We start from the raw sequence: 22,585 nt of genomic DNA on the forward strand, positions 1-22,585 counted from the left end.
TGTAGAAGAAACCACCGTACAGATGCACCTGATTTCCCTGAGCTGCCGTGCGGCCTTAATGTTCAACGATCCCAAAACAGCCCAGGGTATTCTAAATGCCTTGGAAGCCTCTTCATCCATTTCAGCCGCCGCATTGTTCACTGAGAAGGGTAATCTTTTTGCATCCTACACCCGTTCCGGTCATGACGGTATACACATCAAGCATGAGAATATAAGTTCACTGCCAAGCCCTTCTTTTAACAATAGCGAATTGATTCTTCACGAAAAAATTGTTTTTGACAAAGATGTGGTTGGTGAGATTATCATCCATGCAGAACTTGACAGTTTAAACGAAGATCTTGTCAGGGATTCCATCATCTCAATTTCTGTATTATTAATAATGCTCATGTTTACGATTATTATTTCTGCAAAATTTACCAGAATAATCACAAAACCAATCGAAATGTTAAGAGAAGCTGCCATTAAAATGGGTGAGTCAAGATTTGAGGGGTCGGTCAACATCGATTCCGGAGATGAAATCGGAGAGTTGGCAGCCGCCTTCAACAAAATGTCCCGAGATCTCGGCGAACAAAGAAAATCCCTGGAACTGGCCACCCAGGCCAAATCGGAATTTCTCGCCAACATGAGCCATGAAATTCGGACACCTATGAACGCCGTGGTCGGCCTGACCAATTTGGCTTTGCAAACCGATGAGCTGACTCCGAAAATCCACAATTATCTGGTCAAGATCAGCAGCGCGGCCCGCTCTTTGTTGCGTATCATCAACGATATCCTCGATTTTAGCAAAATCGAGGCCGGCAGGCTGGACCTGGAAGAAACACCTTTTCTGCTGCGGGATGTGTTCGACCATATTGCAGATCTCTTTCGTGCCAGGGTCAGTGAAAAAAATATTGAATTGATTCTTAGCCTCACGGAAGAGTGCCACTACGAGTTGATCGGTGATCCCCTGCGTCTGGAACAGATTCTCCTGAACCTGGTCAGCAATGCCGTCAAGTTTACCGATCAGGGAGAGATCGAGGTCAAGGTCAGGGCAGTCCGGAAATCATCGGCACACATTGGACTGGAATTTTCGGTACGTGATACCGGTACCGGTATGACCCCGGAACAGGCAGCCAAAATCTTCACCCCATTCACCCAGGCAGACAGCTCCACAACCCGCAAATATGGAGGCACCGGTCTGGGTCTGTCGATTTCCATGCGTCTTGTGGCCATGATGCAAGGGAAAATCCGGCTGGAGTCAAGGTTGGAACAGGGAAGCACTTTTTACTTTACCGCCACTTTCAAATGCCATTCGAAAACAAAAACAAATGACCTGGTGCCACCCTCAGGAATGCAATGGCTACGAGTCCTGGTCGTCGATGACAATGCCACATCGCGCCATTTTCTGGCTGACATATTGACCATGTTTGGGTTCCATGCCCTCGGGGTCACCTCCGGGTCGGAAGCACTCCTGGCCATGCACCAGGGAATTGCAACCGGAACCCCCTGGCAACTGGTCCTGGTGGATTGGCTCATGCCAGAGATGGACGGCATCACCACCCTGCGCCATATCATCCGTGCTTACGGTCCTGAAGTGCGTCCCAGAATGATTCTCATGATCCCCTTCAATCGGGAAAACGAAGCCAAAGCCTCCCTGCAAGATACAAACGTGGCTTTTTTGACCAAGCCAGCCAATTGTTCACTTCTGTTCGATACCATCATGGAACTTTTCGGTCAGGATGTCGCCAAGGTCTTCAATAAAGGTTCCATTGTATTGGACAAGACCGAGATTTTCGAGAAAATCAGTGGGGCACGCATATTACTTGTGGAAGACAATGCCATTAACCGACAAGTGGCTGAAGAAATTTTATCGAACATGGAACTCGTAGTGGAAAATGCCGAAAATGGTTTGGTGGCCTTGGATAAACTTCAAACAGCAACCTTCGATGCCATATTAATGGATATTCAAATGCCGGTCATGGATGGCTACCAGGCAACACAAAAAATTCGTGACAATCCCAAATTTCGGGGGTTGCCCATCATTGCCATGACGGCCCACGCCATGGCTGGTGACCGGGAACGATGTCTGGCAGCAGGTATGAACGATCATGTCGCCAAACCCATTGATCAAAAAATTCTCTCTGCAACCCTGGTCAATTGGATTCGCCCGCGACCGGGGCTTGGTCAGGCGGCTGCTGTTGTACCCGCCCGGCAACCAGAGTCGGAGTCCAGAGGAACGTTCGATGTACTGCCGGAGAGTCTGCCGGGCATCGACCTGCCGGCGGCCTTGTCCCGCATCGGTGGCAACAACAGACTATTGCGCAAGCTGCTGTATGAATTTCAAAATGATTTTTCCCTGACAGCAACCCAAATTGAGACATTATTGCAGGATCCACAGGAGAAAAACATTCACGCTGCCGGGCGGCTCATTCACGCCATCAAGGGCATGGCCGGCAATCTCGCTGCCATGGAACTATTTGCAGCGTCCCGCACTCTGGAAAAGTCAGTCAAGGAGAAACTTACGACTGCCTGGCCTGCACAGATCAAGGTATTCACAAGTGCCCTGGACCAGGTCATGGATGGCATCAGCACCCTGCAAACAGATCCTGATCTTATTGATTATAAATACAAAAAATACACCGATCATTCAGAAACCATCGATGCTGAAGTAAAACTCATACCAATATTAAAGGACCTTAACCAGTTTATTCTAAAAAAAGATATCAAAGCACTTGATATGATTGATGAAATTCAAAAAAACATGACCGGATTATCGCTGCCGGTGCGTGATAAATTGTGCAAGATTGGAACGTTTCTGGATCAATTCGATTTCACAAAAGCCGAAACAACCCTGACTGAATTGAAGAAAAACCTGGCCCGGGATCTTGAAAACATCCAAGGTGACCAACGCTCCTGAATCAAAACGCATTCTGATTTTGATAATATTTCAGACAATATGAAAATTTTCGCCAAAGCTGTCCATTTCATGACAGATACGTTGACCAGTTGCCGAAAAATATTTGCGCCTGTTCAAAACTGTCTGGAGTGCCAAAATCAATGAAAGGATAGGCACCCACCATCGCCGCCAGAGAGCCGGATGGCAGTGAATTCAAGATATTTTGCTCCAATGATGCACCGGTATGGCCGGCAATATGGCGCAGCATGCTCGGTTCCATGAGAATAAGACCGGCATAGATGGTCCCAGGGCCATGATGGTTCGGGTCTTTTTCCAGAAAACGCCGGATCCGGTGGTCGGTGCCGATATCCACGGATCCATAACGGCTGACATCCGGCACCCGGGTGCAAAGCAAAGTCGCCATCATTCCCATGGTCAGATGCGCTGCATGAAATTGACAAAGATCCGCCCCAACAAAAGTATCGCCATTAATAAGTAGAATGCGGCGGTCTTGCAACAGGGGCATGGCAAAACGCAGGGCACCCGCCGTACCCAATGGTTGGGGTTCAATGACCGAGAACAGCTCAAGGGAATCCGTCGGAGGATGGCAGGCCAGATAATCCTGAATGGCCACCGCACGATGACCCAGACACAGCACCAGACGTTGGGCACCGAAAACCGTCACCCACTCCAGGAGATAGTCCAGAAAAGGACGACCGGCCAACGGTGCCAACAATTTTGGCGTCTGGTGCAGAATGCCCTGGACACGGGTTCCCAAACCACCCGCCAGAACCGCCACCGTGACATCTTTCAGACAATGACTGTCTTGCACTGGTTTTCTTCTGATGTTGTCATGTGTTCCGAATGGCAGCCGACATGTTTTCAGACATTGGTATAGCGGGTATTGCGCAAAATGGTATACCCTTTGATCAATTCCTGAATGCCCACATCCAGAGAAAAGGCCGGCATGAATCCAGTTGCCTCGATTTTAGCATTGGAAACAATGTAATCCCGTTTGTCAGGATCCTCGCCAATCGGTGCTTCCATGAAAACAAAATTGGGCAGGTGTTTCTGGATGCGCACACACAGTTCGTGTTTGGACAGGTTGGCGTCGGAAAGACCGACATTGTAAACCTGTCCTTTCAGGGTCTGGAAGTTGTCCAGGCCATGCAGGAAGACCCGGGTCACATCCCGTACATGAATGTAATTGCGTTTGAAATGCGACTCGAACAACACCAGGGCACGATCATGCACGGCCCGATAGACAAAATCATTGACGAGCAGGTCGATCCGCATGCGGGGCGACATGCCGAACACCGTGGCCAACCGGAAGCTGATGGCGTTGGGATGTTCCATCATGACCTCTTCGGCCTCCACCTTGACGCGCCCATACAGGGAGATGGGACGCAGGGGAGACTGTTCATCACAATGCTTGCCGGCCTCGCCGATACCGTAGCCGGAGTTGCTGACCGGCATCAGCACCCGTTGTTGCAGGCTCAGCAGGTTGCACAACATGATGATGGCATCGCGATTGATGGAGACAGTTCCAACCTCGTCCCGGGAGCAGAGCGGGGCACCCACCAGGGCCGCCAGTGGAATCACCACATCCGCTTTTTTGACCAGCTCGGCCATGAGGCGCTTGTCGCGGCAATCCCCACGCACCACGTTGAAATCGGGATGGATACAGACACGCGACAAGGAGTTTTGCTGAAAAATGAAACTGTCCAGAACCGTTACCTTGTGACCGGCGGCCAACAGTTCCGGAACCAGGATGGAACCCAGATAACCGGCACCGCCCGTCACCAGAATGGAATATTTTTCGGTCATGATTGGCTTCTCCCAAAAAATGTCTGAAAGACTGGGATGGAGGTCCAGGAGGAAGCGGCTCTGCCCTTCCTCCTGGCGGGGTTTGGGGCAGCGCCCCAATAAAAATCATTACTTATACAACATGCTATCCCGCTCGGAGAGAATGGGATTGGCTGTGGGCCAATAGATGCCAAACCGGGGATCATCCCAACGATAGGTAAATTGACCGGGTCGGTCATAGTAGGTCGATTGCTTGTACTGGAAAATGGAAAACTCACTCAAAACGAGATGCGCGGTGCCATGCATGGGCGGAATCAACACCTGGAGCCGATTGACACTCGACAACGTGAACGAGACCCACTGCCCGAAATGGGCCGAGGCGGGATCACAATCCACCACCACCAGATAAAAACGACCATGGGGGCAGGAGATCAGTTTCCAGGTGACGGCATCGCCATGAATGCCCCGCAAGACATGTTGATGGGATGAGGAGAGATCATCCTGGACAAAATCCACCGTGATTCCGGCTTGATGATAGGCCTCGCGGTTGTAGGTCTCCACATAATGGCCCCGGAAATCTTCAAAGACGGTCAGCGGATGAATCAACAAAACCCCGGGAAGTTTGGTTTTTTCCACACGCAACGATGACGACATCCACGCCTCCTCACTCTCCAATGTCAATCCATGTCCCTGGTCGGATCATGCGTCCAACCGATCAGAGGCTACCCATTAACCCTCGGATAAAAAAATTGGAAAGAAAGATTTTATTGGGGCTCCGCCCCAAACCCCGCCAAGAGGAAGGGCAGAGCCGCTTCCTCCTGGACCTCCATCCCAGTTTTTCATTCGTTTTTTTTGAAATCAACAAGTTATTAGACAGCCTCTCAGATAATCGCCATGGCCGGTTCACCCATGGTCCAGACAATGGGCGACCCGATTCTACGACAGGTCTGACCGTTGATAGCCGGATCATCCCGGTGCCAGACAAAGGGCGACCCGGTCCATGATGGTCTGGGCATCACACCCGTTCAATTGATAAAGATACTCCCGGCTGCCAAATTTTGACATGTATTCATCACGAAAACCGAAAGAGGTGATGCTTTGGGGACCACCATGGCGCTGGCAGAGGGTTCGTATCAAGGCATCCACCCCTCCCTTGTCGATGAAGCCCTCTTCCATGGTGATCACATGGTGGCAGGCAGAGAGTGCCTGGACCAGCCGCTGTTCAAGGAGGGGCTTCAACAGAAACAAATCGATGACGCCGACCTGACCGGGAGGAAATCGGGCGGCAATCTCCAGCGCAATCCGGGTCATATGACCGGTGGCAACGAGGCAAACCCGCTCCCCGGGCAGCAATTCACAAAATCCCTCCCGGGCCGGCAAGGGACGCTCTTTGGTATAGATGGCCGGAAAAGCCTTGCCATCCAGGCGGATGTATTTGGGGCTGGGAACTTCGAGGGCATAGGTCAGAAAATCGGCGGCCCCCTGCCAGTCGCAGGGCGAAAACAGGTGCAGGTTGGGCAGGGCACGCATGACGGTCAAATCTTCGAGACAGTGATGCGTCGGTCCGGAAACGTCATAACTGACGCCCCCACCCACCCCGATCAGGTTGACATTGAGCGAACGATGCTGGGCCATCAAGGCCAGGTCGATGCGAATCTGCTCATAAGCGCGCAAAAAAAACGGGGCTATGGCATAGGCAAACACCTTGAACCCCTCCAGGGCCAGACCTGTCGCCACATTGACCATGTTTTGTTCGGCAATGCCCACGTTGATGAACCGGTCGGCAAAGTCGGCCCGGACATGATCCAGGATCGGGGCACCCATGTCCGCCGACAGAAAAAAGATGCGCTCATCCGTTCGCATCCGGTGATAGATGCCTTCAATCAGGGAATCCCGCATGGTTTTGACTGGCGTGGTGGTCATGACAGCGCCTCCAGAATGCGGTCCACTTCCTCTGTCTTGAAAACCCGGACGTGGCACAAGGGATCCTGTTCCAGTTCCGGAACACCACGACCTTTGACCGTTGCCGCAACCAGTGCCCAGGGTCGGGTGCGCGGCTGACCGGTCATTTCCCGCAGACGATCCCGAATGGCCCCCACATCATGTCCATCGACGACCTCGACCTGCCAGCCGAACATGCGCAGTTTGTCCGGAAAGGGTGCCAGACCCAGAATCTCTGCCTGGCGACCCAGCATGGAGATCTGATTATCATCGATGATCATGCACAGATTGCCCAGACGGTGAAAACCGGCAAACATGACCGCTTCCCAGATGGCTCCGGAGTTCATTTCGCCATCGCCGGTCAGGACAAAAACGTGGCGATCCGAACCCAGTTTGCGCAAGGCCAGAGCCATGCCGCTCCCGACACCCAGGCCGTGTCCCAGGGAACCGTTGGTCGTCTCGATTCCGGGCACAATCGCCTCGGGAATCACCCCGAGAATCGATTCCGGCTTGGCGATTAGCTCCAACTCGGTATGGGGAATGAAGCCCCGGTCGGCAAGAACCGGATAAAACGAAATGCAACCATGACCCTTGCTCAAAATCACCCGGTCCCGTTCCGGCCAATCGGGTCGGTTTGGATCATGCCGCACCACCCCTCCATAATAGAGGGCGCAGAGAATTTCCACACAGGAGAGGGAGGAAGCGAGACGGGTTCCCGGAGCCAGTTTGTGCAGACGCACGGTTTCCCGTCGTATCCAGCGGGCTTTGTCGATCAGGTCGGTCAGGGAGTCATTCATGGGTGTTCCACCAATCTGCCAAAAAATCATTCATGGGTGTTCCAGCAATTGGCGGCGCAAGGGAATGGCCGTGACACGGTGCAGATGCTCGACCGTTTCCTGGCCAAACTTTTGCCGCACCAGTTCCAGGTAGGGAGGATGCGTAAAGTAGGTCTGGAACGCCTTGTCCCGAAACGCCAGAATTTCCGCCGCAGTCAGATGCGCATTGGCCAGGGGACGGGTTTCGTAGGCATGTTGCGAATAGTGATGCCACCGTTCCGGCAATGCCAGTTTTTTTTCCACGGCCAACGCATAGAGATGCGATCCGGGATAGGCCATGGCCGAATACAAATTGGCAAATTCGGTGTTCAATTCCAAGGCCAGATCGAGTGTGGCCTGCATCCGGGCCGGGGTGTCCTCGGGCAGACCGAACAGATAGTTGCCCAGGACATGGATACCGGCATTCTGGACACGGCGGACGGTCTTGATAATCTCCTGATCCGTAAGACTCTTGTCAGCACCATCCCGCACATGCTCGCTGGCACTTTCAATGCCGAGACAGAGCCAGCGGAATCCCGCCTGCCGCAACAGATCGAGCAGTTCATCATAAACCGTATCCACCCGCGCATAGGCCCATATGTTCAGATCGTAGCCCCGCTCGATGAGTCGCTCGCAAATACCCCGCACGTGGCGTTTGTTGAGGACAAACATTTCGTCCACAAACTTGATGTTTCTGACTCCATGCTGTTCCACCAGAAAGCCAATCTCCCGCACCACGGTCTCTGGACTCCACATACGGTAGGAGGGTTTGCCGAATGGGGCGTTGATGCAGCAGAAATTGCAGTGAAAAGGGCACCCCAGAGAGGTGAACAGGGAAGCATAGGGCTTGCGGTTCTGGATATCGCCAAAACAGTGCCAATTGTGGGCACGATAATTTTGCATGGGCAGCAAATCCCAGGCAACTCCAGGCATTTCCATGTCCAGATTTTGCAACAGGGGAGCCTGGGTACGAGGTGGAATGATCTGTTTGCCAGACCGCCACCAAAGGCTGGGAACCGTCGAAAAATCGTCCAGGCCGTTCTGAAGAACCTGCAAGGTGTCGCGCAGGGTAACCGGCCCCTCCCCGGAGCAGACAAAATCAATACTCTCTTCCCGCATGGTCCGTTCCGGCAGGGCCGCCGGGTGGGTACCGGTCATCAGAATCCGTGCCTGGGGTGACGCCTCTTTGATCAGGCGGGCGATGGTCCCTGCCGAGGTCATATTTTGGGTGGAGGCCGAAGGCTGATAGCCATAAACCGGCAGCACGATCAGGGTCGCACGAAACTCCTCGACCGCCGCCCGCGCTGCTGTAGCTGCCGATACCTCCAAAGCCGGGGTGTCGTAGATGGCCACCCGAAAACCCAGGCGGCGTAAATAATTGGCCAACAAGCCGGCCATGACCGGTGGCTCTATGGCACTGATCTGATCGCCAAGGCCTTGATAGATCTGTTTCCGGTCGCCAGGATTGATCAACAGGACATCTACTTGTTCCGGCATGGTTTGTTTACCCGTCCCCCTTGAATTCGATTTTACAAAAAAACGTAAACCTCTACATTCAATTTAATAAATTTATCACATTTTGTATCACAAAATCAGTTCGTTTCCAGCATAAGCGTTAAATATTATGAAATTTCAATATGGTATTGATAAAGATAATTTTTTATTAATCATCCTAAAAAGCACCAGCTTGTAAGAGTATATCACAAATACATAAATAACATGACCAAAAACGTAGCTTGATAAGCATTTTAATCAACAATAAAACGACATCAAGATACATGGCAAGGAGTATTTTATTGCAAAGCGAGATGATATCTCACTGCTTTGGCGGAAATCAACCGATCAAGGTGTGAATCTGAGTCACCCTTGGCCAGGGATCGGATCCTTGCTCATTATCATCCAAAGGGATACCTTGGGCTGTGGTGGCAATCAAGATCATCTGTGATCAATTTTCAGGCTGGAGCATCATGGTCATGAGCTTGCACGAAGGAGCGCATTCCTCTTTGGAAAATCGGCTGTTTTTGTCGGTGGTCTTTTCGCTGCGCAACGAAGAGGATGTATTGCACGAACTTTTTTCCAGACTTTACAATACCTTGGACTCTCTGGACTTACGCTATGAGCTGATTTTTGTCAATGATGATTCCACGGATCGCACCCTGGAAATTTTGCGCGAACATGCGGCTCGGGATGAACGGGTCAAGGTGATCAACACCTCGCGTCGTTTTGGGGTGATTCGTTGTTTTTTGGCTGGATTTCGCTATGCGCGGGGCGATGCCCTGGTTTACATGGATGCCGATCTGCAAGATCCACCGGAATTGATTCGTACCCTGGTGGAAAAGTGGCGCGAAGGAGCCGATGTCGTCCACACCACGCGCACCAAACGCCATGGCGAACATCCGGTAAAAATGTGGCTGACCCGCAAAGCCTACCAGATCATCAACTTTGTCGCCGATATCGAGATTCCTGTCAATACGGGCAATTTCAAGCTGCTGAGTCGGCGCGTCGTGGAACAGATTCTGGCCATCGATGAACAGGATCCATTCCTGCGTGGTCTGGTGATCTGGGTCGGTTTCAAGCAGGTTTATGTCCAGTACGAACGACAGGCCCGCCACTCGGGTACGACCCACTACCCTCTGTTGCGCAGCGCCAACCCGACACGTTCCTTCGTGACAGGTGTCATCTCTTTTTCATCGGCACCGCTCTATTTTGCCCTGGTCATGGGATTGCTGGTCTCCGTGGGGTCTTTTTTCTATCTGATTTTTGTGATCGTCACCCGCATGATGTTTGGATGGCATCAACCCGGTTGGCCAGCCATCATGGTGACCATGCTGTTTCTGGGTGGTACGATCCTTTTTACCATCGGTGTTCTGGGGCTGTATGTGGGAAAGATATACAATCATATCAAGGGTCGGCCTCTGGTCGTCATTGAAAGTACCGTGAACGTTGAACATCCCGTTCACCTGGAACCGCGTTCGAGAATGTGATGGGCAGGATCCGTCATCCTGGACAGGTCGTGTGGCCATGAAAGGCGACCTTTCGCCAGAGGCAGGGGAGGAAGCGACGCCAGCATGTTCGCCAAAGTCTGAAAAAGAGGGATCGGCTCAGAACTGGTCGCCTGTGATTGGTGAGAAGCCAATCTCGGTAGTTTTGAAACGACATCCTCTGTATGAAAATAGTCGTTTTCATGTCCGGGCAGACAGCATTCGCGATGCCCAGGGGCGGGAAGTACCTGATTTTCTAGTGGTGGCCCCCAAGGCCAGGGGACGGGAGGGTGTCTCTGGTTGTGTGGTCCTGCCCGTGCTTGCCGGGCGGTTTGTATTGTTGCGCATTTTTCGGCATCCTGTTGCCAGGTGGATCTGGGAAGCCCCCGGCGGTTTTTGTGATCCGGGTGAAAGCTATCTGGAAACAGCCCGACGCGAACTCCAGGAGGAAACCGGGTTGATTTGTTCGCCAAAGCACATTCTGGACCTGGGGTGTTTTACCCCAGCCCCCGGTCTGGTCAATGCGCAGGTGGGTCTGGCGGTGGCTCTGGGTTGTGAGCCGGGAACGCAACGGGCCGTTGGCGAGTTGGGCATTGCCCCCGGATATCGGGAATTTACCGCTGCCGAACTCCACACCATGGAGTTGCAGGGCGACTTACAGGATGCCGCCACCTTGTTGGCTTTTCACCGTTGTCTGATACGCTACCCGGAACTCTGCGGTCCGGGATAGGTTTGGTTCATTTTCTGGAGCTGCGCCATGATCATCAGCAGTACCCCATTCCGAATTTCCTTCTTTGGCGGCGGCACCGACTATCCTGCCTGGTTTCGTGAGCATGGAGGAAAAGTTCTTGCAACCGCCATCAACAAATACTGCTACATCAGTGTCCGACCTTTGCCGCCTTTTTTCGAGCATAAATCCCGGGTTGTCTACTCTCTGGTCGAAATGGTCCAATCCCACGATCAGATCAAACATCCCGCCATTCGGGGCATTTTGACGGATTGGGGAATCACACAGGGACTGGAAATTCACCACGATGGAGATCTCCCGGCCCGCTCCGGACTCGGGTCAAGTTCCTCGTTCACGGTCGGGTTGCTGCATGCCCTGCATGCCTTGCAGGGTCGCATGGTTTCCAAAAACGAGCTGGCTCGCGAGGCCATTCGTATCGAGCAGGATGTGTTGCAGGAGCATGTCGGTTGCCAGGATCAAATCATTGTGGCCTGGGGGGGATTCAATGCCATCGAATTCAACCAGGACGGATCGTTTGCCGTCATTCCCATCATTCTCCCCCGGGAACGCCGCGACGAGTTGGAAAGCTCCCTGATGCTTTTTTTCACCGGGAAAACCCGATTCGCCACGGATGTGGCCGCCAAACAGATTAGCAATATTCCCAACAAGATCAATGAATTGCAGCAAATGCGTACCATGGTGGATGAGGCCATTGCCATATTGCGCGATATTCGCCAACCCATCGATCATTTTGGCCGGTTGCTGCATGAAAATTGGCAGCGCAAACGGTCCCTCTCCGATGCCGTCACCACGCCACTGGTCGATGAAATCTATGCCGAAGCCATGGCTGCCGGGGCCAGTGGCGGCAAATTGTTGGGGGCGGGTGGGGGCGGTTTCATGGTCTTTGTCGTGCGACCCGCCTTGCGGCAACGGTTGCGGGAGCGTCTCGGCAAATTGCTGCATGTCGATTTTCGCTTCAATCAGGATGGCAGCAAAATCATTGTATTCAATCCAGAAGAGACGGTTACATAACCCGCAAACCTGTCAGCATGACAGCCTTCTGCTCAAAAAGCGCCTTCCGAATTGAAGCCTTCCGTTTCAATCAGTGCCTTCCGGGAAAGTCAGCAATTTTCCTTCGGGAATGTCGGTCAGAGTCGGCAAAGGAACATGCCAGATCGCCCCACCAGGCCGGTTCGTGCTGTATTGCGATACAACATTGATTTTCAAAAACACATCCCGACCATAATCTCGTTCCCGCAAAAGATTATTGACCATCATAGCCAAATGGTGGTCATGGTTGATCAGTGAATTCAACGTCGAAAATTCTTCGGGTAATAAACATTGTCTGAAATGTGAATCATCCAGGAAACAAAGCTGCTTCCCTGGTGGCACAATGGCGTGTGGGTGCTTGTGTTCCAAAATGATGGTTTTGACATGAGAATCAGTCTTGTTCGGTAGCCATCGCTCAAGATAGGGTTGCTCGACGCGGCCATAATAATTGACGGTCGTGGCCACATGCTTGTGGGCCATCCAGATTGGCAGGAAGGCAAGTATACCATAGCCAAACCAAGCCATGCGTCGCATGTTTCTGGTCAATCCAGATCGTGCCTGACCGAATCTGGAAAATCGCCGAAACATCCAAACAGGTCGGCCAGAATGGAGCATCTCAAGCAAAATCCCACCTGAATAGCTGCCAGCCCAAATGACAAGAATCACTACGGATGCCATAATAACAAAGCCATTACGGTATCCAACAAGGAAAGCATTTCGCCCTATGATGACAGGGGCAAACGCCAACAACAACACAATAAAACCAAGAATGATCCTGATCACGTCAATTTTCCAATACTGCCTCTCTTTCTGTAAAATATAATGTGCAACCGCTCCGATCACGAGAGCAAACACAATAAAATGCGTAGCTGTTTGCGGTGGAAACCAAATATTTACACCAAATTTAATGGATTCAAAAAATTTAACCGCAACATCAAGGGGAGACGCAGACAACAGAAAGGAATATTTTTGGTTTGGATCGTCAGTAACATAAAATATATACGGAGACAACAAGAAACCCTGTATTGGCTTTACAACGTATTTGACGATAATATAAAAAATCATGGAAACGAGGCCGCAAAAAACAATGTCACGAATAATCGGAAATCGTACAATTTTCCAACCTGTGCGTTTCACATTGAGCAAACGAAGCAAAGGATATATTGTAACCAGTAATGCATTGGGAGGATAGATGAAGCATAACGTAAGGTAGACCAAAATGGATGATATTCCAAAATAATAAAGTCTCCGATTGCAAGCCATCAGGTCATAAAAATTAATTTTATCAATGAGAGGGTAACAAAAAATTGCAAAAAAAACAGGGATCAATCCGGGAACGGTATTTGATATCCATGTCACGTAAAGCAACGCCGGTGGCAATAAAAAAACACCTATTGAAACAGTGGCAGCCATCGGTATTGACAAAAACAAACTTTGAACCAATTGTCGAAAAAATATCCACCCAGTCAACCCCAATATCAGGGCACTGACCAAGCGACCAACCGAATAATCCTGAATATGTTGATATAGAAGAAAATACCAATTGACAATCCATGCGTTCAGACTGCGACCAATGGTTTGCAACCAGAATGTTTCAATAAAATAATGACAACATTGCCGGTAATCTGAAGACGACAGAAGCTGGTTTCCCTTCAAAAGCCATGTTGACCCATCGGGAAGTGGCGTGGCTTGAAGCTTGTCCACAAGATTGAAATGGTCACTATGCACACCATAATTCACGCCAAAAGTCGGAATGAAAATAAAAACAACCAGCAGCAATGAAAATACCCCTGCCGATATTTGGATCCATGAGAAGCGCATCATTCCATCCATTTAAAGTCAAAAAGAAATCAACATTAGAAAAATGTCAATAAAACCGGAAAATCATGGCAAATCATTTCCAGTTGCATTTGGTCGGGATGGCTTCCCCGGAGGAGACGGGGGTATCGGACGCGCCGCCGGTGCATCAGGAACATGGGGCTCTTGCCAAGCCCGGACAATCGGGTCCAGGCTTGTTCGGATAAGCCGAATACTTTCAACTATCTTATCGGTTCGTTCTGGACCAATTCTCCCCACCGTCGCGACCATCCGATCCAATCCCCCAATCACTACTGGCCCAAAACCTCCTTCAACCGTGTCCTGTAAATAACTGGCAACGTGGTTGATCGTTGCCGGAATGGCAATGCTCAGAGTAAAAACTATCAAAAACATTACCGTGGCAACACGCCCAATGTAAGCCAACGTGTCACGCATCAAGCCGAAAGCCATGGCAAGGCCATGGCGTTGATTTCCGGAAGGTTCTCGACCAGCATCAGTCAACAAACGCCTATGCTCTTCCTGCTCACGCAAGAACATCTGGAAAGCAGCATTAAGATCCGTCCCCTGTACAACGACCGAGTTTCCCGGGTTGCATAAGGTGAATGTTGGACCTTTTTTTCGAACAAAAAAGTCAACGTGTTGCGAAGAAGAATCAAGCATAAGTCACCCATTTAACAATCAACTCTAAAATCAATCAATTTCTATTTTCCAAAGCCCGTCCAAGACAGCCAAAAAAATATGGAAATAAACAACTGAATTTTCCTGATTATTCCGTGGGACCCCGTAGTCAATACAAAAACACGTCTTTGCCCAAGAATAAACTGTCCTTACGACCCACGACAGCCCGTTATCCTATTTTCTGAAGGTATCTCATGTCAACAGAAATTTTCTTTGCCAAAAATCGATGAATCAGATTAACATATGTGGCACAAAGCAAGGCATCTTTCAACACGTTTTCTATTATTTCAAAATGTTATGAACATCAGGCTTGCAACTACCGAAATTTTAACATGTTGATTTTACAATCATATAAATTAAAAACTCGATTGCCCTGCCAAGATGGATGCTCTCCATGGACACGCCGCGCACGATTTGAAACAATGAGACGGCTTCACCCTTGGCCATCTTTTCGACCACTTTTGGAAAAGCGCATCTCGGCTTCGGGATCATGTTGACTTTTCAGACAGGTTGGCTCTCAACTGAAAAATGTTGGAAACACAGCGCAATGAGCCTGGATGTGAATCATGAAAGCAATATTTGTCGAATTTTTAAATCTTTTCAACGATCAGCATGGTGTCTACTCCCTGTCCGCAGTTCTTAAAAAAAATGGCATCCATGTTGACTACGTCAGAACGATGCACCATGAAAAGTCTCTTGCCCGAGTCCTGGACCACGCCCCCGATTTTGTCCTGTACTCTTCATTCACGGCATCCATCCCAAAAATGATTGCTTTTGATAAAAAACTCAAACATGCCCTGCCCACGGTCAAATCAATCATCGGCGGACCTGGCGTGACGTTCGATCCCCTGGCCGTTGCCGGTTCAACCATCGATGCCATCTGTATCGGCGAGGGAGAAACCGTCCTCCCCGAATTCCTTTTGAATGGATTCAACCCGATTTATAATATTTTTTTAAACGGAACAGACCCATCAACTCAATATGCCCCTCTGATAAACCCTGACGATTTGCCGTTTCCCGATAGAGATGTCATCTACAATACAGATTCCCTGCTTCGAGACTTGCCATCCAAACAATTTTTTTCCGGACGCGGCTGCCCCTATCGATGTACCTACTGCTTCAACCATAAATTCAACGATATGTTTAAAGAAAAAGGCCCAATCGTAAGAAAGAAAAGCGTTGATTATCTCTTGGAAGAAATTCAAAGGGTGAAAAGCAAATACCCCTTGCTAAATGTGCATTTTAATGACGACACCTTTGTGATTAACAAAAAATGGCTCTTCGAATTTTGCGATAAATTTCCCAAAGCCTTTGACATGACCTATTCCTGCAACGTCAGGGCCAATCTCATCAATGACGAAGTCGCCGAAGCCCTGGTGGCCAGCCGCTGCCTGAATGTCACCTGGAGTATCGAATCCGGTAATGACCACCAGCTCCAAAAAATTCTAAAAAGAGCCATGTCGAAAAAACAAATTATCAATGCAGCCCATTGTCTCCACAAACATAAACTCCCTTTTCGTGTCGCCAACTTGATTGGGTTGCCAGGAGAAACATTTGATGACATGAAAGAAACGATTGAAATTAATATTGAGTCTCAACCCGCACTCTCTCTGGCAAATATTTTTATTCCTTACCCGGGACTTGCATTAACTAAATATTGCATCGATCATGGCCATTTTGATCCTGAAAAAAAACTACCAAGAAATTATTTCACAAAAAGCCCGCTCAATTTTACAGAAAAAGAACATGATTTGATTTACAAAACATTTTGCCTGATGCCCATTCTTGTAAAATTTCCTTCTTTGTATTATTGCAAAAAATGCTTTAGATTTTTGTATTTATTGCCTAAAATATTGTTGCGCCTTGCCTATGAATTTGTCTATACAACTGGATTTGCTAAATGGTATGTAATTAAAACGCCCTTGTATCTAAAATTTAAAATGGCTCTTCGCTATTTTCATTATTAAATTGCTTATGTTAGCTAATTTTTATTCATTTCTAAACCGCACCCACTTAGAAATATGCTGTTTTGGAGATAAAAATTGAAAAAAGATTTTTATTGGGGCGCTGCCCCAAACCCCGCCAAGAGGAAGGGCACAGCCCTTCCTCCTGGACCTCCATCCCAGTCTTTCATTCGTTTTTTTTGGAAAAATACACATTCCAAAGTGAATGCGTTTTTATTCAATCGGGAAACCCTGTGAAAATTGCCCTGGTCAATCCCAATCTCAATTCAAGCATGGCCGCCATTCCACATGGCCTGCTTTCCATTGCCTCAACAGTCCGTCATGCCGGTTTTTCATGTGATTTATTCGACCAGAATGTGCAAAACGTTACCGTCGAAACCTTGAAAAAATATGCTGTCGTCGGCTTTTCCGCCATGACTGCCCAATTGAAGGCTGCCGTGCCCCTGGCCGACCAATTGGCAACACACTGCAAAATTGTCTGGGGTGGCATCCACGCCCTGTTGGACCCCTCTTCCCTGCTCAGTCGTTATCCGGAAAGTCAGGTCATTCTGGGTGAGGGGGAATATCCATTGGTCAATCTTTTGCAATCATTTGACAAAGGCGAAGAAAAGCCGGATGGCCTGCCTGGGGTCATGCAGCTTGTTCAGGGCACCGCCACCCCTGCCACCCCGTTCATGATCGATGATCTCGACACTCTCCCGGATGCGGATTACGGTCTGCTGCCCCAAATTGAAAAATAGTAAGCGTTCACCGAAGTATTTTTGGTGAATTTTCGATAAATCCACCTGTCTTTTCAATCTTCCGCCTGCCCCTTCAGCGGGGGTCTGGGGGCAGCGCCCCCAGTAAAAATGGGCTGAACGGATACTAAAAAAGCATGAAAAAGATCGCAGGACCTCTGTTGGTGATTATTCCGGATCGACTTTCCCACCTGATCAAAAAAGGGGAAGTCACTTCCCGATATTACAATCCAGGCAATTGCTTTGCTGAAGTTCACATCCTGCTGACCAACGATGATCAGCCGGATTTGTCCATGGTGCAAAAAATGGTAGGGGACGCCCGCTTGCACCTGCACAATCTGCCCATCCGTGAATTTTTGCGTCGTCAGGGATGGCACCCTCTGGTCCTGCACAAATGGCGTGCCGAAGGCGTGGCCTTGGCGCGACAAATCAAGCCGGTCATGATTCGAACGCACGGGGCTTGGTTGAATGGTTGGCTGGGTGTGCGCATCGCAACCACGCTCGCCATTCCGATGGTGGTGTCGCTGCACATCAATCCCGATGTGGACACGCGGCAACGGGTTCCCTGGTGGCCGCACTGGCGGCGTCGGATTCTGCACCAGATTGAACTTTATTTTGAAAAGGTCACCCTGCGCGGGGCCGACCGGGTGTTGCCGGTTTATGAGCCGATTCGGAGTTATGCGTTGCGGCGCGGTGCCCGCCACATCCAGGTCTGTTACAATTTTTTGAATCCCGACCATATCGGCAAAAAACAGGATTATCGATTACATACGCCCCCCCGTTTGATCTCGGTAGGGCGACAAATTGCCGAAAAAAATCCCGCCAACATCATCCGTGCCTTGGCCCGTCTGCCCCAGGGAGAACTGACCCTGGTGGGCGATGGTCCCCTGCACGACACCCTGCGCCAGGTCGCCCGGGAGTGTCAGATCGAAGATCGCGTCACATTTTTACCTTCCGTGGCCAACGACGCCTTATGCCGGATGCTCCCCGATTTTGATCTGTTCGTCACGCACTCGGAGTATTGGGAAATCAGCAAGGCCACCCTCGAAGCACTCCTGACCGGCCTGCCCATCATCCAAAACCATCGCCTGGGAGATCCAGTGCCCGAGTTGCAAGGAGATTGGGTTGTTCTGGTCAACAATACCGTCGCTGCCTACGAACAGGCCATCACCCGACTTCTCGACGATGATGCTGCCCGCACCGCGTTGGGACGCCGTGCCTGGCAACATGCCCAGGAACGTTATGCCCCGGTGAAAACTGAAAAGGTTTTTGCTGATCTCTATCGTTCCTTGCTGCAATAGTGGTGACACCCGATTCATTTTCCTCCTTGCCGGGGGGGCGCAAAACAGGGTAAATTTGACAGGATAAAGGGTGAGGTGTGTGCCAATCCCTCGCTCGGCCCTTTATACCCGCGTGGAACGCTTTGTTCTAGCGGTTGATTCCAGATACTCATCAGTCAACATATCCGCTGCCCAAAAAACCCTTCAGAAGTTCATGAAGGGTTTTTTCGTTTCTGGGTTTAGCCTGAAACGCACCCTTGATTTTTTCTTTTTTTCACAACCAACTTTGAGTAGGATGACCACACATGAGTTTCCGTGACGATGAAAACAATGGCATGAACCCCTGGGCCGCTGACAAACTTTGGGAAGGTATGCGGCAAATCAAAGCCCAGGATGGAGAGTTTGGTCAAAATGTGGCTGCCTGGCGCTTGCATATGGGACTGGGAAACATTCTCGGCAAAGACCAATTGCCACCACCAGACTATGTTCGCTCTCAGATCACAAACCATCCGGAACAATTGAATGAACGGCGCTTGGATCAGCAAAAAGCAGTCGAAATGGGCAATCATGAGCAAGTCGATCAAATCGACCAGGAGTTCGCCAATATCGAACCGTTCAATCAGACGTATGGCCACATGATCAACAAATTCAAGAAACAATACCGGCAACCACCCATCCAGAGTACCGTTGCTGCCCCTTCTCCCAACTCTCTTGCGGATATGGCTTCGAATACAGAAACCCGAACTAAACCAATAGTACCGAAAACTGGCGACCAATCGCAGACTATTCCGTACAATAATCTTTACATGAAAGACGATGACGGATACAATACCACTCCTACCATAGATCTATCCGACACCAACTCACAAGCAGAGTCAATGCCCAATTCAGCTAGATTCAGAAAGAAACCAGAGGATTCTTTACGTTCGAATCCCTTCTTTCACAATGACCATATGAATCTTGCTCCTAATGGTCTTTATTCGAAATCACCGTGGAAATGGGATGCGCTCAAAACTCAGTGGCAATTCGTAACAGATAATACTGCTACCGATAATATTGAACCATATCTAATTCCAAAACCACCCCCTCTTAAAAAGGGATCTTTGGAAGAACTCGCGAGAAAGATCGATAACAGCATAGACTACGAATCCACCCCAGATCCAGAAAAAATCCACCATCCGATTTATCCCGAGGGGATAGACCTGGATAAAAATGTGCAGGAAGCATGGGATAACAAATGGAATATCCGATGGTTCAAAAGCCAAGTCGAAAACAAAGGCCCGAAAGATTATAAACAGCTCGGTCGTCAATACGAAAATTTCGGAAACTTCCACTATGGCGTATACGGAAAAGCCGCTGGAATCCCGGATTCTGTACTTCTGAGAGCTGCAGGATGGGCACAACAAAGGTCTGGAACTCAACCAGAAGACCACGATTGGGGACATTGGTATGGTTCTGAACCATAAGGTGACGATAAAAAAGATCAATGGTGGATCAAGCAAGGGATCAACTTCTACAATCGCCGTTACCAAAAGAAATAAACATCGTCAATGAAAAAACATGGGATGCTGATTGATGCATCTTCAGCATCCCAAGATCTTTAAATATCTTGGGATATGCAAATGAAAGCAACATGGATATCATGTCAGTTTGTCATAGCACTGTCATTATCAGTAATTCTCTCCGCATGCTTTGATTCTGATAAATCAATAAATGACGTTATTAAAACAGAAATTTTACGCAGATCTTCTCCAGACAATTTCATTGATGCTGTTCTGACTCAAACCTATTCCAAAAAAACCAAGACCAGTGTATATAATCTATTTATAGTGGCAGCAGGAAAACCTGCCGTGGGCAATAGCCCCTTCAATGCAACCCGTCTTACTGGTTGGGATCTGAATTGGTTTGATAAAAATGAACTTGAAATACATTTCAAGACAGGTGAAATTCATTATTTTTATAACAACAAAGATGTATATGTGGAGCCTGACAGTGAAAAACGAACTCGTATTCCAATCAAGTTAATACTGAAACCAGTTGATTGGAAATGCACTTTAAAACCTGATTGCGAACCAAAATAAACGGCTTATTTGATTTTAATAAAATATACAGGTGAAAGCATGAAGATTATTATAAAAATATGTAAAATAGCACTTATAATTATAATATTAACTCTATTCTGCATTGCATTACTGATTAGATCTTGCGATGATTTTGTTTCAAGAGATGAAATACTTCGCCTGACTTCACCCGATCAGCAAGTCGATGCTGTCATGGTCGAAATCAATGCCGGCGCAACCACTGCTTACGTCTACAAAGTTTATCTAATGCCAACAGGAAAAAAACCCGTCGAACATGATAAACACGTTTTTGGAGCAACACATCTGGACGATTGGAAAATAAAATGGCTTGATTCCAACAGGGTTGTCATCATTTATAGTCGTGCCGACATATTCCATTACACAAACTACAAAGATATTCAATTATTTCACCCAATAAAAGGTGAACAAACCAAAAGAATTGAAATTCTCTTGCGATAATGTCTGCATACATGGTACTCTATCAGAAAAAAACGTACATCCATAACGGCAAGGAGATATCCCATGCAATTGACCGTATGGTTTAGAAATATACAACCCGACCGGTGCCACATGGACAAAAAACCATTTTATTTCAAAAAGATGCTGTTGCAGTTATTTCAGACGTTTTTTTTGTCGCTGCTCGGCCTTTTGCTCCCGATAACGGCCTTTTCGGAAACCCAACCAGCCCAGCAGGCTGCCCAAGTCAAATTTTTCTCGCCCAACGGCTTTGTCAAAAAGGTGCGCCAGGTGACGGTCCGTTTTACGCGCCCGATGGTCGCTTTCGGGGATCCCCGTTTGAGCGAACCTTTCGTCAGCCAATGTCCCATTGCCGGCAAGGGACGCTGGGTGGACAGCCGCAACTGGGCCTATGACTTTGACCAGGATTTGCCGGCGGGAATCCAATGCACCTTTACGCCGAAACCGGGCTTGCGCACCCTGGCCGGAGAAGCGGTGGCAAGTCAGGAAAAATACAGTTTCAATACAGGTGGTCCCACGATTCTCTCCTCTCTGCCCTACAAAGGGGGATCCATCGATGAAGAACAAATTTTCATTCTGGGACTCGATACACCCGCCACACCAGACTCCGTCCCGGCAAACATCAACTGTGCCATCGAAGGCGTGGGTGAAAAGGTCGGGGTCCGCCTGCTGACGGGTAAGGATCGCCAGGATATTTTGCACAACCATCCCGATTTTTTGCGAAATTTCCGCGACATGTATCCCGGTACCAAAAAGCCTCTCCAAACCACTCAAACTCCTGGAGAAAGCAAAACTTCTGAAAAACACCCCGATCTGGTCAATGGGGAAAACTCCCCCATTGTTGTGGTTCAATGTCAGCGTCGCCTGCCCAACAAGGCCAAGGTGGACCTGGTTTGGGGCAAGGGGATTCGTTCCCAGAGCGGGGTCGAAACCCAGACGGCCCAGAATCTTTCGTTCCTGGTGCGGGATCAATTTTCAGCCCGTTTTTCCTGCCAACGGACCAACAAGGATGCCCACTGCATTCCGGTCCTGCCCATGCACCTCATTTTGACCGTGCCCATCTCCAGCAACGATGCCCAACGAATTCAGCTTAAGGGCAAGGATGGCAAAATCTACCCCACCCGCCTGGGAACCGAGGATGAAGAGCAGGATGACAACAGCCAGACCAAAAAAGAGAAACCAACCAAAGAGATCTGGGTTTCCCGGATCACCTTCCCGGGTCCTTTCCCGGAATTGAGTGATTTTACGGTGGAAGTTCCTCCCGGACTCAAGGATGACGCCGGACGGATTCTGGTCAATCAGGGGAGTTTCCCCCTGGCGGTCAAAACCGATATGGATCCGCCGCTGGCCAAATT

The 22,585-nt window shown here is 49.3% G+C and carries 19 protein-coding genes; 11 read left to right on the forward strand and 8 right to left on the reverse strand.

Going from position 1 to position 22,585, the window contains the following annotated elements:
- Positions 1–2,896 (forward strand): response regulator (locus HQL65_12390; protein MBF0137030.1); only part of this gene is annotated, 2,896 nt, incomplete at its 5' end.
- 67 nt (positions 2,897–2,963) lie between these two features.
- On the opposite strand, the gene HQL65_12395 is transcribed toward HQL65_12390, so the two are convergent.
- From HQL65_12395 to HQL65_12420, 6 genes are all read right to left on the reverse strand, one after another.
- Positions 2,964–3,707, reverse strand: coding sequence for an NTP transferase domain-containing protein (locus HQL65_12395; GenBank protein MBF0137031.1), 744 nt, complete (start codon positions 3,705–3,707; stop codon positions 2,964–2,966).
- Positions 3,708–3,757: 50 nt separating this feature from the next.
- Positions 3,758–4,702, reverse strand: a complete 945-nt coding sequence (locus HQL65_12400) for an SDR family oxidoreductase (GenBank protein MBF0137032.1) — start codon at positions 4,700–4,702, stop codon at positions 3,758–3,760.
- Positions 4,703–4,810: 108 nt separating this feature from the next.
- On the reverse strand, positions 4,811–5,335 hold the full coding sequence (locus HQL65_12405) for a dTDP-4-dehydrorhamnose 3,5-epimerase family protein (protein ID MBF0137033.1): 525 nt from the start codon (positions 5,333–5,335) through the stop codon (positions 4,811–4,813).
- A gap of 312 nt (positions 5,336–5,647) precedes the next feature.
- Positions 5,648–6,604 carry a transketolase gene (locus HQL65_12410; protein MBF0137034.1) on the reverse strand — a complete coding sequence of 319 codons (957 nt, stop codon included), beginning with the start codon at positions 6,602–6,604 and terminating at the stop codon, positions 5,648–5,650.
- On the reverse strand, positions 6,601–7,419 hold the full coding sequence (locus tag HQL65_12415; protein MBF0137035.1) for a transketolase: 819 nt from the start codon (positions 7,417–7,419) through the stop codon (positions 6,601–6,603). Before HQL65_12415 ends, HQL65_12410 begins: the two co-directional genes overlap by 4 nt.
- Positions 7,420–7,449: 30 nt before the next feature.
- Positions 7,450–8,934, reverse strand: a complete 1,485-nt coding sequence (locus tag HQL65_12420; GenBank protein ID MBF0137036.1) for a cobalamin-dependent protein — start codon at positions 8,932–8,934, stop codon at positions 7,450–7,452.
- 476 nt (positions 8,935–9,410) lie between these two features.
- On the opposite strand from HQL65_12420, the gene HQL65_12425 reads away from it, so the two are divergent.
- Genes HQL65_12425 through HQL65_12435 form a run of 3 tightly spaced genes read left to right on the forward strand, consistent with a single transcriptional unit; the run spans position 9,411 to position 12,177 of the window.
- Positions 9,411–10,421 carry a glycosyltransferase family 2 protein gene (locus HQL65_12425; protein MBF0137037.1) on the forward strand — a complete coding sequence of 337 codons (1,011 nt, stop codon included), beginning with the start codon at positions 9,411–9,413 and terminating at the stop codon, positions 10,419–10,421.
- 37 nt (positions 10,422–10,458) lie between these two features.
- Positions 10,459–11,148 carry an NUDIX hydrolase gene (locus HQL65_12430; GenBank protein MBF0137038.1) on the forward strand — a complete coding sequence of 230 codons (690 nt, stop codon included), beginning with the start codon at positions 10,459–10,461 and terminating at the stop codon, positions 11,146–11,148.
- A gap of 27 nt (positions 11,149–11,175) precedes the next feature.
- Positions 11,176–12,177: a kinase gene (locus tag HQL65_12435; protein ID MBF0137039.1), complete on the forward strand. Its 1,002-nt coding sequence runs from the start codon at positions 11,176–11,178 to the stop codon at positions 12,175–12,177.
- A 66-nt stretch (positions 12,178–12,243) separates the two neighbouring features.
- On the opposite strand, the gene HQL65_12440 is transcribed toward HQL65_12435, so the two are convergent.
- A complete protein-coding gene (locus HQL65_12440) occupies positions 12,244–14,028 on the reverse strand; it encodes a hypothetical protein (protein ID MBF0137040.1) in 1,785 nt (594 codons plus the stop codon).
- Between the two features lie 51 nt (positions 14,029–14,079).
- On the reverse strand, positions 14,080–14,673 hold the full coding sequence (locus HQL65_12445) for a hypothetical protein (protein ID MBF0137041.1): 594 nt from the start codon (positions 14,671–14,673) through the stop codon (positions 14,080–14,082).
- 584 nt (positions 14,674–15,257) lie between these two features.
- Here HQL65_12445 and HQL65_12450 point away from each other — a divergent pair.
- The 7 genes from HQL65_12450 to HQL65_12480 all read left to right on the forward strand — a co-directional run.
- Positions 15,258–16,658 carry a radical SAM protein gene (locus HQL65_12450; protein MBF0137042.1) on the forward strand — a complete coding sequence of 467 codons (1,401 nt, stop codon included), beginning with the start codon at positions 15,258–15,260 and terminating at the stop codon, positions 16,656–16,658.
- A gap of 230 nt (positions 16,659–16,888) precedes the next feature.
- Positions 16,889–17,395 carry a cobalamin B12-binding domain-containing protein gene (locus tag HQL65_12455; protein MBF0137043.1) on the forward strand — a complete coding sequence of 169 codons (507 nt, stop codon included), beginning with the start codon at positions 16,889–16,891 and terminating at the stop codon, positions 17,393–17,395.
- Positions 17,396–17,529: 134 nt separating this feature from the next.
- The gene (locus HQL65_12460) at positions 17,530–18,693 is read left to right on the forward strand and encodes a glycosyltransferase family 4 protein (protein ID MBF0137044.1); all 1,164 of its coding nucleotides are present in this window, start codon (positions 17,530–17,532) and stop codon (positions 18,691–18,693) included.
- A 932-nt stretch (positions 18,694–19,625) separates the two neighbouring features.
- Positions 19,626–20,138: a hypothetical protein gene (locus HQL65_12465; protein ID MBF0137045.1), complete on the forward strand. Its 513-nt coding sequence runs from the start codon at positions 19,626–19,628 to the stop codon at positions 20,136–20,138.
- 156 nt (positions 20,139–20,294) lie between these two features.
- Positions 20,295–20,753, forward strand: a complete 459-nt coding sequence (locus HQL65_12470; protein ID MBF0137046.1) for a hypothetical protein — start codon at positions 20,295–20,297, stop codon at positions 20,751–20,753.
- 39 nt (positions 20,754–20,792) lie between these two features.
- Complete coding sequence (locus tag HQL65_12475; GenBank protein ID MBF0137047.1) at positions 20,793–21,212, forward strand: hypothetical protein; 420 nt, start codon at positions 20,793–20,795, stop codon at positions 21,210–21,212.
- 63 nt (positions 21,213–21,275) lie between these two features.
- On the forward strand, positions 21,276–22,585 hold a 1,310-nt coding region (locus tag HQL65_12480), incomplete at its 3' end, for a hypothetical protein (protein MBF0137048.1).

Source organism: Magnetococcales bacterium (genome assembly GCA_015228935.1).
Classification (GTDB): Bacteria; Pseudomonadota; Magnetococcia; order Magnetococcales; family DC0425bin3; genus HA3dbin3.